Source organism: Paenibacillus sp. FSL R5-0519 (genome assembly GCF_037974275.1).
Classification (GTDB): domain Bacteria; phylum Bacillota; class Bacilli; order Paenibacillales; family Paenibacillaceae; genus Paenibacillus.
Genome location: NZ_CP150234.1, coordinates 6,317,323 through 6,330,070, shown reverse-complemented (window position 1 = coordinate 6,330,070; position 12,748 = coordinate 6,317,323). Strand labels below are relative to the sequence as shown.

Annotated in this window: 11 protein-coding genes; 10 read left to right on the top strand and 1 reads right to left on the bottom strand. The window is 49.7% G+C overall.

Going from position 1 to position 12,748, the window contains the following annotated elements; all coding sequences use genetic code 11:
* Nucleotides 1-7: 7 nt before the first annotated feature.
* The 5 genes from MKY73_RS28505 to MKY73_RS28485 all read left to right on the top strand — a co-directional run bounded on the left by MKY73_RS28505 (nt 8) and on the right by MKY73_RS28485 (nt 3,419).
* The gene (locus tag MKY73_RS28505; protein WP_339304788.1) at nt 8-883 is read left to right on the top strand and encodes a sugar phosphate isomerase/epimerase family protein; all 876 of its coding nucleotides are present in this window, start codon (nt 8-10) and stop codon (nt 881-883) included.
* 12 nt (nt 884-895) lie between these two features.
* A complete protein-coding gene (locus tag MKY73_RS28500; RefSeq protein ID WP_339304786.1) occupies nt 896-1,768 on the top strand; it encodes a sugar phosphate isomerase/epimerase in 873 nt (290 codons plus the stop codon).
* Between the two features lie 187 nt (nt 1,769-1,955).
* Nucleotides 1,956-2,183 (top strand): hypothetical protein, encoded by a 228-nt coding sequence (locus MKY73_RS28495; RefSeq protein WP_062837704.1) that lies wholly within the window; start codon nt 1,956-1,958, stop codon nt 2,181-2,183.
* 79 nt (nt 2,184-2,262) lie between these two features.
* Entirely contained in the window at nt 2,263-2,823 is a 561-nt protein-coding gene (locus tag MKY73_RS28490; RefSeq protein WP_339304784.1) for a hypothetical protein, read from the top strand.
* A 167-nt stretch (nt 2,824-2,990) separates the two neighbouring features.
* Nucleotides 2,991-3,419 carry a VOC family protein gene (locus MKY73_RS28485; protein ID WP_339304782.1) on the top strand — a complete coding sequence of 143 codons (429 nt, stop codon included), beginning with the start codon at nt 2,991-2,993 and terminating at the stop codon, nt 3,417-3,419.
* Between the two features lie 117 nt (nt 3,420-3,536).
* On the opposite strand, the gene MKY73_RS28480 is transcribed toward MKY73_RS28485, so the two are convergent.
* Nucleotides 3,537-4,394, bottom strand: coding sequence for a hypothetical protein (locus MKY73_RS28480; RefSeq protein ID WP_339304780.1), 858 nt, complete (start codon nt 4,392-4,394; stop codon nt 3,537-3,539).
* Nucleotides 4,395-4,808: 414 nt separating this feature from the next.
* Here MKY73_RS28480 and ytxJ point away from each other — a divergent pair, with 414 nt between their 5' ends.
* The 5 genes from ytxJ (at nt 4,809) to MKY73_RS28455 (ending at nt 12,745) form a co-directional block, all read left to right on the top strand.
* Nucleotides 4,809-5,348, top strand: a complete 540-nt coding sequence (gene ytxJ, locus MKY73_RS28475; protein ID WP_339304779.1) for a bacillithiol system redox-active protein YtxJ — start codon at nt 4,809-4,811, stop codon at nt 5,346-5,348.
* A gap of 425 nt (nt 5,349-5,773) precedes the next feature.
* Complete coding sequence (gene kdpA / locus MKY73_RS28470) at nt 5,774-7,447, top strand: potassium-transporting ATPase subunit KdpA (protein ID WP_339308789.1); 1,674 nt, start codon at nt 5,774-5,776, stop codon at nt 7,445-7,447.
* Nucleotides 7,448-7,655: 208 nt separating this feature from the next.
* The gene (gene kdpB / locus MKY73_RS28465; protein ID WP_339308788.1) at nt 7,656-9,656 is read left to right on the top strand and encodes a potassium-transporting ATPase subunit KdpB; all 2,001 of its coding nucleotides are present in this window, start codon (nt 7,656-7,658) and stop codon (nt 9,654-9,656) included.
* Nucleotides 9,657-9,753: 97 nt separating this feature from the next.
* Nucleotides 9,754-10,314 (top strand): potassium-transporting ATPase subunit KdpC, encoded by a 561-nt coding sequence (gene kdpC / locus MKY73_RS28460; RefSeq protein ID WP_339304777.1) that lies wholly within the window; start codon nt 9,754-9,756, stop codon nt 10,312-10,314.
* 91 nt (nt 10,315-10,405) lie between these two features.
* Nucleotides 10,406-12,745 carry a histidine kinase gene (locus MKY73_RS28455; RefSeq protein WP_339304775.1) on the top strand — a complete coding sequence of 780 codons (2,340 nt, stop codon included), beginning with the start codon at nt 10,406-10,408 and terminating at the stop codon, nt 12,743-12,745.
* The last annotated feature ends 3 nt before the right edge of the window (nt 12,746-12,748 follow it).

Below are 12,748 nucleotides of genomic sequence, written 5' to 3'. Positions count from 1 at the left end.
GTATGACATGAAATTAACGAATAAGATCGGTGTCATCGTGGATAGCTTTGGCGTAGGTGTACGGGAAGGGTTGAACAAGGCGAAGGACGTAGGTGCAGAAGGTGTGCAGATATACGCCGTCAAGGGAGAGATGGATCCTGAAAATTTGTCACCTGCGGCGCGCAAGGAGCTGAAGAGTTACATCGATTCATTGGGCCTCGAAATTTCAGCACTGGTTGGTGATCTTGGCGGACATGGTTTTCAGGTCAAGGAAGATAATCCGTGGAAAGTGGAGAAATCGAAGCGGATCGTGGATCTGGCCCTCGATCTGGGTACCAACATCGTCACGACACATATCGGCATTGTTCCACATGACCCTTCATCGGAAGTCTACGCTACGCTGCATGCTTCTTGTGAGGAACTGGGCCAGTACGCCAAAAGTGTTGGCGCATATTTTGCCATTGAGACAGGTCCGGAAACGGCAGCTGACTTGAAAGGATTCCTGGATACACTGTCGACCAACGGGGTATCGGTGAATTTTGACCCGGCAAATATGGTGATGGTGACTGGAGATGATCCTGCTCGGGGCGTTCATCTGCTCAAGGATTACATCGTACATACCCATGTGAAGGATGGGGTGCGGCTAAAAGAAGTGGACCCACGAGATGTATACGGTGCGGTCGGTTATGCGCCCATGGATCACGATAAGATCGCTGAGATGGTCTCATCCGGAACGTTCTTCCGTGAGGTTCCGCTGGGCGAAGGTGGTGTTGATTTTGACAGATACTTTGCAGCGCTTCAGGAGATTGGTTACACCGGTTATCTGACGATTGAACGCGAGGTAGGCAATCAGCCGGAGGAGGATATTCGCAAGGCGGTTCGATTCATTCAACAATATCGATAGGGAGCTGAGCAGATGAAAGTGGGCCTGAGCACGTACAGTTTGTTGAACGATTTGAATTCCGGTGAGATGACGGTGCTGGATGTAATTGACTGGATTGCGGCAAACGGCGGAGAGCATATGGAGATGGTACCTTACGGTTACACCGTGGAGGACAATCACGATCTGGCGGATGCGATTCGGGAACGGGCAGCGTCTGCAGGTATTGAACTGTCCAACTATTCGATGCCAGCCAATTTCGTGCAGGAGACGGAAGAGGCATTTGAAGAAGAGATGGCCCGCGTCAAAAGGCATGTGGATATCGTACACCGGATGGGTGTACCACATATGCGTCATGACGTCACGGCGTTTACTCTGCCAAAGGAGAAGATGACCATCGCCTGGTTCGAGGAGCATCTGCCTCTGATGGTACGGGGAAGCCAGATCATTGCGGACTATGCAGCGCAGTTTGGTATCACTACAACCATTGAGAATCACGGCTTCAGTGTGCAGGCGAGTGACCGGGTGCAGCGTGTGCTGCATGCTGTGGACCGTCCGAACTTCAAAACAACACTCGATATTGGCAACTTCATGTGCGTGGACGAGAACCCGATCATTGGCGTCATGAAAAATCTTCCGTACGCTTCCCTGGTCCACTTCAAAGATTTTTACTTCCGTCCTTATGATGAGCATCCGGGTGAGGGGGAATGGTTCACGACAGCTTACGGTAACTTCCTGCGTGGGGCCATCGTTGGGCAAGGGGACATTCCGATCCGCAAAATTGTAAAGCTGATCAAAGACTCCGGCTATGATGGGCACATTACGGTGGAGTTCGAAGGCATGGAGGAATGTAAATCTGCATCCAAAATTGCCATGGACAACCTGCGTCGCTTCTGGGAAGAGGCATAACGAACATCATGTAGAGCAATCAAGGGCCGCGTCCAGACGTGGCTCTTTTTCTCATACTACAGCAAGTGAAAAAGCCTATCAGAATATGGTTCTGCGCAAGGATTAAGTTACGAGCATCCCAAGTGTGGTATACTGGATATATTCAGCCTGATAATAACTGGCTATGGATAGGAGAGGTCACTGATCTATGCAGGTATTCGAGGACTGGAATCAGAAGGTAAAGAAGACGTTTAATGCTACGAACCCAGAGGTAGTATTGACGGTATCGGAAGCTGGAAGTTTGCTTGGATTGACCAAAGACCAGATGAAACTGTACGTGGACAAGAACAAACTTACGAAGGTCCCGATCATGAGAAGTGTTCACCGATACCTCTTATTGAAAAGTGAAATAGATAACATCGTTCAAGCACGATAACTTCATAAGATTGAACACAACCATTTGACCGACAGGATTCGGGAGAGTGGTCTTTTTTTTATCGGAAAGGGGACAGAACGTGCTGAAGAAATTGTCAGACTGGTTCTATCAGAGGGTAAACTGGTTTTGGGTTGTAGCTGCGGTTGTTGTATTTGCCTGTTTTATTGCATTTATACTGCCTTGGCAGGCGGCAAAGTCGGAGGAAGCCACAGGTGGCGGGCAGTCCCCGGATTGCTCTTTTTTGTACACGGCGGATGATCTATATCAGATGGCTGAGCAGTATGGTGAAGCAGGGCGAAGTGCCTATATCCATGCACGGTTCACATTTGACCTCATATGGCCCTTGGCCTATCTATTTCTATTGGTTGTTCTCTTATCCGTACTCTATCGGGTGCTTCCGGTAAAGAGTCCCTGGCGCTGGGTGAATCTCATTCCAGTCTTGGGTTGGGCTATGGACATGTTTGAAAATGTAGGTGCATCCCTGATCATGTATCGTTATCCTGAACGTACGCCTGTGCTTGTTGAACTCACTCCGATATTTACCTTGTTGAAATGGTGTCTGATCTATGCCAGTTTTGCATTACTGGTTCCGGGTGTTCTGATCCGTGTTCTCTACTATATACGCAAGCGAAAGAACTAGTGGAGAGAGGGATGGATTAAGAATATGCTGGTAACCCTAATCGTGTAAAAGTCCCCAGAGATGAGTGCAGAAATATACGCTTGTCAAAGGACAACCTGTTCATATATACTCATGTCGCAAGTGGCGTGAATTGTATAATTACATGAGCCCAAGGAGATGAAGAACGCATGTCGATCAGCTTGAATGTGTATGTGATAACAGACGGTAATGGACGTGAAGCGGTAGATTTTTATCAAAAGGCATTTGGAGCGGAAGTGCTCGCACTTCAAACATTTGGTGACGGTCCATCTGACCCGAATCATCCCATCCCGCCAGAAGCGAAAGACCGTATTATGCATGCTTCTTTGCAGATTGGCAGTTCGGTATTAATGTTGTCCGACACGTTTCCAGGCATGCCGTACACTATAGGTAATCATGTTAGTATTACTGTGAACACGGATACTGTGGAGGAAGCCAAAGCTATTTTCAGCCAACTGGAAGATGGCGGCGTAGTGGAAATGGCGATACAAGAGACGTTCTGGAGTCCAGCCTACGGCACGGTTGTCGACAAATTCGGCGTACATTTTCAAGTCAGTGCTAAACCAGAACAAGCTTGAGAGAGTACTCTTCGCTAATATAGCCTACAAACGGCAAAACCTCCGCGATCTGCTTAGAGCAGTCTTGGAGGTTTTTTGTGCTGATTTTTGGAATGAACCGAGATTATTCTTTCTTGATCAGCCTTCCTTCTGAATCTTAGATGGGTTGTTGATTTTATAAGGAACCGGGTTACGTGTCAGCTTTTTCTTAATCATTTTCGCCTCAAACGTAAGGATATCCCCGACTTCAAGCTCGTGTTTTTTCATGGTGGCACTGTGGCTCGACCAGGCTTCTCCAACATCGATGACGTCTGGTTCCAAGATGGTAACTGCTTCATAGATGATGACTTCATCGTCATTGTCAGAGAAGTGATTCGGTACAGTGGTGAATTCTTTGACAACGGCGCTCATCTTCACTTTGCCTTCTGGCAGATCAATCTTAACGGTCTTGGCCTTGCTTGCTGTTTTGGCTTTGGGTTTGGCTTCACCGGATGCCCCGGACTGAGGTCCAACATACGCTTCTACTAATCCATCCGGATCACCCTTCATCCCCGAGGAGAAATCATCGGTGTCCGTGTCGTCCGAATCATCCAGATTAGCCGGAATTTCATCCGGGTTAACCAGTGTATCTTCTGGAGTTGGCGTAACATCAGCAGAGACTGGTGCGACTGTATCCGAAGTTGACGATTCTGTGCTGCGATCTAACCCCGCATTACTTACGCTTCTGGCGCTGTAACTGGACGCTTGCATTTCCTTTAGATACGACGGGTGAATGCAATGTTTTTGTCCATTATCCAGTTGAATGACGGCTGCCATGTGATCGACATATCCAATGATGGTGCACGGCATGTTTAATCCGTTACCTTTATAATAGAACGTTTTGAGTTTGGTTGCTTTACCGGAAAGCAGGCCCCACTCCTGACATTTCTCAATCAGTTCATCTTCATTATCCAGCGTGATAAAATCCTGTGGTTCAATCATAAACGCGTATGTCATATGGAATTTCCGCCCTTCCAATCCATTCTTCATGTTCATCGTTTCCAAATTACAACCAGTGTATCACAAATGAGCATTTTGCATAAATCCATGCGATAAAATCTGTCTCTGGAGCTGAAGATTATCGAAGCCTGCTCACAGATGCCTATGCTATACTTTGATCATAATATAAGAGTAGAAGTTGTTACTATATATGGTTTAACTAATTATTTACACAGACACTACGATGACAGAACAACCTTCCAATCGCTGTTATCCCCAGATTTTTTTGATTCCCTTTTCCGAAGGGGAAAATCCGGGGATAAAGGCGAACGCTTCGCTTTTTCAGGTTTTTTCTGTCCTCTCGTTATCGTGTAAATGATTAGTTCAATTTTATAGCCTTGGATATACATATTTTAAGAAGGGAAGATCTGTATGGATAAAAAGGTAAATCATCAAGCCGTATGGCTTGCTATAGGTGTTGCCCTGGGAGTCAGCATTGGTACGGCTACACAGCAACTTGGACTTGGGATTGCTTTTGGCTTGGCGCTTGGCATTGTCATGGGTTCGGTGGTTAGCAAACGTGCGGGTTCGGATCAGGAAGATATGCTCAGCGAACATGTTCGAGAATTGCACAAACCGGGTGATTGGCAAGAGGCCCTTCAACGCTCGCAGGATCATCCGGTGCTTATCCTGAAGCACAGCACAACGTGTCCGATAAGTGCGAGAGCGTACAGAGAATTTATCGCGTTTGTGGGCACCAATGCGTCAGATCCCAAACATCCCATGGATTACCGCATCGTCAAAGTGATTGAAAATCGCTCTTTGTCCCGCCATATTGCGGAAGAGACAGAGGTTCACCATGAGTCACCACAGGTGCTTCTGCTCGATCAGGGACAAGTCGTTAAACATACTTCCCATGGCAAAATCACGAAAAAGAGATTATTGCAGTGGGCACAGAATCCATTTGGATAAATAGTAAACCTTATAGACCCGTTCTTTTCAGCCCATAGCTGAGAAGTGCGGGTCTTTTTTTACGCTTTTTTTACACCTGTGAAGGCATTTCTTTACCCCTTTTTTACAGCGTTTCGTATTACGATTTTACATGTAGCAAGTGCAGAGAACGGTAGAGAGAGGGAGGAAGGGCGCATGGTGAATGATGCCACGATGATTGGATTGGTTGTGCTGCTGTTTGCGGTGTTCTGGGGATTTGTGAAATTCTGCGAAAAGGCTTGAGGATCGGGAGGAGGAAGTCAGATGATCGTCATCGGCATAATTGTGCTCGCACTGGTGATGTATCTCGGTTATGTGCTGGTGAAGCCGGAGAAATTCTGATGCGGACGATGTGCGTAATGTGGGAACAAGGGAATGTTGAATAGGGAGGAAATGCGGATATGGGTATCGGTGTAGTGCAGGTAGCGGTAACGCTACTGATCATCCTGCTGCTGGTTAAACCGGTGGGAAAATATATAGTGAACGTGTTTGAGGGACGGAGAACGCGGCTGGATCGGATTTTTGGCGGACCGGAGCGACTGCTCTATCGCGTGATGGGAGTACGCGAGAACGAGTCCATGGGGTGGAAAAAGTACCTCACGGCCGTTCTCCTCTCCAACTTTGTAATGTTGGTATTGATGTTTCTGGTGCTGCGACTGCAAAAATATTTACCGCTCAATCCGGATGGAATTGACAATATGCCAGCGGCGCAGGCATTTAATACGGCCGTTTCGTTCATGACCAACACGAACTGGCAGTCGTATACGGGCGAGAATGCCCTGTCGTACCTGTCACAGATGCTGGCCGTGACGTTCCCGATGTTTACGTCGGCAGCGACGGGATTTGCGGTGGCTATTGCGTTTATTCGCGGGCTGGTAGGCCGCCGGGATGAACTGGGGAACTTTTACGTCGACCTTGTACGGTCGATTACACGTATTTTTTTACCGCTGAGTTTCATTGTGGCCTTGTTCCTCGTGTTTCAGGGTGTGCCTCAGACACTCGCGGGAGCGGTGAATGCAACCACTCTGGAAGGTGCGCAGCAGACCATCTCACGTGGACTGGTCGCCTCACTGGAGTCGATCAAACACATTGGCACCAACGGTGGTGGCTGGTTTGGAACCAATGCTGCACATCCATTCGAGAATCCGACGGCTCTGAGCAATCTGGTGCATATCGTCTGTATGATGCTGTTGCCAACTGCGTTAGTCTACGCCTTCGGCTTGATGGTCAATAACCGGAAGCAGGGTTGGGCCTTGTTCGCAGCGATGAGTTTTCTGTTCCTTGTGATGTTGACCACGGTATTTGTCTCCGAATATCGCGGTGTGCCCGCGTTGGATGCAGCAGGTCTGCATGGCAATATGGAGGGGAAAGAGGTCAGGTTCGGCATACCCGAATCGGCATTATTCACGGCAGTCACGACAGCGGCTACTACAGGTTCGGTCAACAATATGCATGAGTCGCTCACTCCACTTGGAGGCATGGTATCACTGGCTCAGATGATGCTTAATAACGTGTTTGGTGGCAAAGGGGTAGGGCTGATCAACGGACTGTTGTATGTGATTCTGGCTGTGTTTATCTGTGGATTGATGGTGGGACGAACACCGGAGTTCCTGGGCAAAAAAATCGAGGGCAAAGAAGTGAAGCTCGCATCCATCGCCTTGCTCATTCATCCTTTAATTATTCTGGCGCCAACGGCACTCGCGCTTATGCGGCCTGAAAGCATTGCGTCCATCTCGAACGGGGGTATGCATGGCCTGACCGAAGTTCTCTATGCTTTTGCCTCGGGTGCAGCCAATAATGGGTCGGCCTTTGCCGGTCTGAATGCCAATACAGACTTTTACAACATCGCGATTGGTATCGTTATGCTGCTGGGAAGGTACGTTTCGATGATCGCCATGCTGGCTATTGCGGGTTCACTCGCTACAAAACGGGTTGTACCAGTAACCACGGGAACATTGCGGACACACACACCTCTATTTGCGGGCATTCTGGTCATGATGATTGTTGTTGTCGGCGCACTCACATTCTTCCCGTCGCTTGCCCTTGGACCGATCGCAGAACACTTGGCCATGATTCAATGAGGAATATGAAAGGGGTACTACAGAGGAATTGGTGTAAGGACGTAACGTATGGAGGTGGCAGTGCACGATGAATGCAGTCGAACGAAAGAAGGAGCAGACGATGCAACACATGGATACAGAAATGTTTAGATCGAAGGGCAATGAGCCGGATAACAATCGCGGTCATATTCAACGTGATCCCCGATCGAAACGGTCGCTAAGCAAGGATATGATACTTCAGGCTTCACGGGATGCGTTCAAGAAGCTTAATCCAGTGGTCATGATCAAAAATCCGGTCATGTTCATTGTGGAGGTTGGCACGTTCATCACGCTCTTATTGTGTATCAATCCGGATCTCTTCACCGCATCCGAGGCGGGGCGCGGGTACAACATCGCCGTGTTTTTCATTTTGCTGTTCACACTACTCTTTGCCAACTTCGCGGAGGCACTTGCTGAAGGCAGAGGTAAGGCGCAGGCGGATACGTTACGCAAGACGAAGTCGGACACCATGGCGAATCTGGTGCAGAAGGATGGAACAATCCGGCACGTGTCTTCGACCCAGTTGAAAAAAGGCGATATGGTCCGTGTGGAAGTCGGTGAACTGATCCCGACGGACGGTGAGATTATAGAGGGCTTGGCTTCCATTGATGAATCAGCCATTACGGGAGAATCCGCCCCGGTTATCAAGGAGGCAGGTGGTGATTTCTCCTCGGTTACCGGAGGTACACGCGTCGTGTCCGATTACATTGTCATGCGTGTTCAGACCGATCCGGGGGAGTCATTCCTTGATCGGATGATCTCTCTGGTTGAAGGTGCACAGCGCCAGAAAACACCCAATGAAATTGCGCTGACAACCCTGCTCGCCGTATTAACGCTGATCTTCCTGATCGTCATACTCACAATGGTTCCGATGGCGGATTACCTGGGTATTCGACTGGATCTGGCTACCTTGATCGCACTGCTCGTCTGCCTGATCCCAACCACCATTGGTGGGTTACTGTCTGCCATTGGTATTGCCGGGATGGACCGTGTTACGCAGTTCAATGTACTCGCCATGTCAGGTAAAGCGGTGGAAGCGGCCGGGGATATCGATACGTTGATTCTGGACAAAACAGGAACGATCACATACGGAAACCGCATGGCATCTGAGTTTATTCCCGTTCAAGGCATTACTTCTTCAGAGATGACGCAAGCTGCTTTACAGGCTTCTGTGCGAGATGAGACCCCGGAAGGGCGTTCTGTTGTGGAACTGGCAGGCAAACAAGGTCAGCGTTGGGCTGAGTCGGAGTATGCGAATGCGGACAGTGTGGAATTCACGGCAGAGACCCGGATGTCCGGTCTCAATCTGAGTAGCGGAATGAAGATCCGCAAAGGCGCGGTAGATGCAATCAAAAGATATATCGCTTCCGAAGGAGGCCGTATACCGGGGGATCTGGATGAGATCGCAAATCGAATTGCAAAGGCCGGAGGTACGCCGCTTGCTGTAGCCATCGATGATCGCATCTACGGTGTGATCTATCTGAAAGACACTGTGAAGCCAGGGCTGAAAGAAAAGTTCGCTGAGATGCGTGCCATGGGCATCAAGACCATTATGTGTACAGGCGACAATCCGCTGACCGCAGCGACCATCGCGCTGGAAGCGGGCGTGGATGATTTTATTGCCGAAGCGAAGCCCGAGGATAAGATTGCTGCGATCAAAAAAGAGCAGCAGGAGGGCAAACTCGTCGCCATGACGGGCGACGGTACGAACGATGCTCCTGCACTGGCACAGGCCGATGTAGGCCTGGCGATGAATTCGGGCACCATGGCGGCCAAGGAAGCGGCCAACATGATTGACCTGGATTCTGACCCGACCAAGCTATTGTCGGTCGTCTCCATTGGCAAGCAGCTGTTGATTACTCGCGGCGCGCTCACAACCTTTTCGATATCCAATGATATCGCGAAATATTTTGCCATCATTCCAGCCATGTTTATTCTCGCCATGCCGCAGCTTCAGGCGTTAAATATTATGAATCTGGCTTCACCGCAGTCTGCGATCCTGTCGGCGCTGATCTTCAACGCGATTATTATTCCACTGCTTATTCCTATCGCGATGAAGGGCGTCAAGTATCGGGCGATGTCAGCCGAGAGGTTGCTTGGTCGCAATGTGTTCATCTATGGCGTAGGTGGTGTGATTGTACCTTTTATCGGCATTAAGCTGATTGATATGGTTCTTTCGGGGATTCTTTGAGCAAACGATGTGATCTTGAAACCCTGAACTAAAGAGTGATACACCAAAGCTTATCAAAATTGTCCTTTTATCCTAATGAATTCAGGAAGTGATCTGTATGAACATGTTCTTACCTGCTGTACGGCTATCTGTCGTGCTTATGCTGATCTGCGGTCTAATCTATCCGCTTGTAACAACTGGTTTAGCCCAACTGTTCTTTCCTGCGCAGGCGAATGGCAGTCTGATTACGCAAAACGAGAAAATTATCGGCTCGTCACTACTGGCGCAGGAAATCCAATCGCCGGGGCTGTTCCAGCCCCGGGCATCCAATGCCGGTTATGACCCAACGGCTTCAGCCGGTTCGAATCGTGCCGTAGCTTCGGATGAGTATATCAGTGAGATGAAGGAAAAGATTACTCAGCTTAGGCAGGAAAACCCGGGATTGCAGCAGATCCCTGCTGATCTCGTGACGGGTTCAGGTTCGGGACTTGACCCAGATCTCTCTCCTGAAGCCGCTGAGGCACAGATCCCGCGCATTAGCGAAGCTACCGGGCTTAGTGAACAGCAGCTTGTGCAACTTGTACATGAGTATACGGAAGGCCGTCAGATGGGTATATTCGGGGAACCGCGTGTGAATGTAACGGCTCTGAATCTGGCGCTGACAACAGAACTGAACTAACGAATGGACGTACCAGCCTTCTCTCGATATATCGGGAGGGGCTTTCTCCATTTTTCTCATTATATTTTAAAGGGAAGGTGAAGAGAGACGGATGGAAGACAGTTTCAAGCGCAAGTCACCGGAAGAGATGTTGAAGATGATTACGAAGCTGCAGCAGGGTACGCTCAAAATCTACATCGGACCCGTCAGTGGATCGGGCAAAACGTATCATATGCTACGTGAAGGAAATGCGTTGCGCGAGCAGGGCATTGATGTGGTCATCTGTGCCGTATCAACGATGCGCAGACCGGAAACGGTAGAACAGCTTGGCGCACTCGAACGGATTCCAAGCATTCACTGGTTACGCCAGAGTGATGATGCAGAGATGAAGGATCTGAACCTGGATGCTCTATTGGTGCGTAATCCGGAGGTTGTGCTGGTGGATGGTTTGGCACATCGCAACAGAGAAAGCGCCCGGCATGCTACCCGGCTGGAGGACATTCAGTTTTTGCTCCGACACAATATCAGTGTCATGACAACGGTGAATGTGTATGAGCTGGAAGGGTACACCGAGCTGGCACGGCAGCTCACCGGTATCGCAGCAGAACATACCGTGCCTGCGGATACACTGGAACTTGCGGATGAAGTCAAGCTGATTGACGTCACGCCGGAAACCATACTGAGCCGTCTGGCAGAAGGTCACCTGAAGGGGCGTGAGGGAGAAGCTGTTTTTCGTCAAGGCAATCTGGGTATTCTGCGCGAACTGGCCCTGAGATTGGTTGCAGAAGGGGTGAATGAATCCCTGCGTGAGCATCGGGAGGAGATGGGAATCACCGTGACAACTGGCATAGCGGAACGGATTCTGGTGTCCACGCAATATCATTGGAACGGCTCGATCTACATCCGGCGTGGACAACAGATTGCTAGACGTTTGAATGGTGATCTGTGCGCCGTGGTTTTTCGGAATAATAAGCAGCCATTAACCAAGGAGGAAACCGTTTTCCGGCGGAATATGATCAAGCTGGTGGAGAAGTTTGGCGGCCATATGGAGGAGTTGTCTATATTACACCGTCGCAACATCCCGTCTACGCTGGCGCGTTACGCCATGGAGCACCAGATTACCCGGATTGTGATGGGACATTCCCGGCATACGCGCTGGCAGGAACTGTGGCAAGGGTCCGTTGTTAACTCGCTGTTACGCAGATTACGTGGCGTGGATCTGTTTCTGGTTGCTGATCGGGCGGCCCGGGAGGGTGAACATGTGGTTCCGGCCAAGGTGAACGAAGTAGAGTCACTGACATACCGCAGACTAAGCGAGCAGGAATTGAAGCAACAGATTGGTCAGATCCAGCGCGGCACATTCAAAATATATATTGGAGCCGCACCAGGTGTTGGCAAAACCTACATGATGCTGCGGGAAGGCAATGATTTGCTCCGTAAGGGCATCGATGTACAGATTGGCTTGCTGGAGACACATGGACGGGCAGAAACCGTGGAGCAGATGGGTCACTTAGCTGTAATCCCTCGTGTGCAGCGTGTTTATCAGGAGGCTCGGCTTGAAGAGATGGACACGGAGGGGATTCTGCGTCTCTGTCCGGAAGTGGTGCTGGTGGACGAACTGGCGCATACGAATGTGCCCGGAAGTGTTCGGCAAAAGCGTTATGAAGATGTCCTGATCCTGCTGAATGCAGGCATCTCGGTGATTACCACCATGAATGTACAGCATCTCGAAAGTTTGAATGATGCCGTTGAGCATATTACCGGTGTTCGTGTTCGCGAGACCGTACCTGATCGGATCATTCAGATGGCGGATGAGGTGCAGCTGATTGATGTGGCACCCCAGGCCTTGCGGCAGCGTATGAGGGAGGGTAAAATCTATGCAACTGCCAAGGTCGAGCAAGCCCTTGATAATTTCTTCAAAATCGGTAATTTGATTGCCTTGCGGGAACTTGCCCTGCGGGAACTCGCGGACGATGTCGATGAACGGCTTGAAACACAGCAAGCTAAAATTGCACTTCGAGGACCCTGGCGCAGACAGGAAGCGGTCTTTGTATGTGTAAGCAGTGATCATCATGCCGAGCGGTTAATCCGGCGCGGATTCCGCATGGCTTTCCGTCTAAAAGCCATCTGGCATGTATATCATATCCACATCGGTGAGTCCATGAGTGACGAAGTGAAGTGCCATCTGGAAGCATTGGAGCAGCTGACGATTCGGCTTGGTGGTCAATTTCATATTCATCATAGTCCGAGGCTGCGCGATGTACCTGAAATTCTGGCAAGAAAGGCATCGGAGGCGAGAGCAACCCAGTTGGTGGTCGGGCAGGCAAGACGGGTGTGGTGGCTGAATGGCTACCGCGGCTCAGGTTCGGTGGTCAACCGACTTGTACGGTTGTCGCGGCATCTGGATGTATTAATCGTTGCAGATTACGATGAGGAACGGAGCGGGATGTGAATA

Bases quoted from the DNA above. Each gene is read 5' to 3' on its own strand.
- kdpB (WP_339308788.1), top strand. From the start codon at position 7,656: ATGATACTTCAGGCTTCACGGGATGCGTTCAAGAAGCTTAATCCAGTG.
- ytxJ (WP_339304779.1), top strand. From the start codon at position 4,809: ATGGATAAAAAGGTAAATCATCAAGCCGTATGGCTTGCTATAGGTGTT.
- MKY73_RS28455 (WP_339304775.1), top strand. From the start codon at position 10,406: ATGGAAGACAGTTTCAAGCGCAAGTCACCGGAAGAGATGTTGAAGATG.
- kdpC (WP_339304777.1), top strand. From the start codon at position 9,754: ATGAACATGTTCTTACCTGCTGTACGGCTATCTGTCGTGCTTATGCTG.
- MKY73_RS28495 (WP_062837704.1), top strand. From the start codon at position 1,956: ATGCAGGTATTCGAGGACTGGAATCAGAAGGTAAAGAAGACGTTTAAT.
- MKY73_RS28500 (WP_339304786.1), top strand. From the start codon at position 896: ATGAAAGTGGGCCTGAGCACGTACAGTTTGTTGAACGATTTGAATTCC.
- MKY73_RS28480 (WP_339304780.1), bottom strand. From the start codon at position 4,394: ATGACATACGCGTTTATGATTGAACCACAGGATTTTATCACGCTGGAT.
- MKY73_RS28485 (WP_339304782.1), top strand. From the start codon at position 2,991: ATGTCGATCAGCTTGAATGTGTATGTGATAACAGACGGTAATGGACGT.
- MKY73_RS28505 (WP_339304788.1), top strand. From the start codon at position 8: ATGAAATTAACGAATAAGATCGGTGTCATCGTGGATAGCTTTGGCGTA.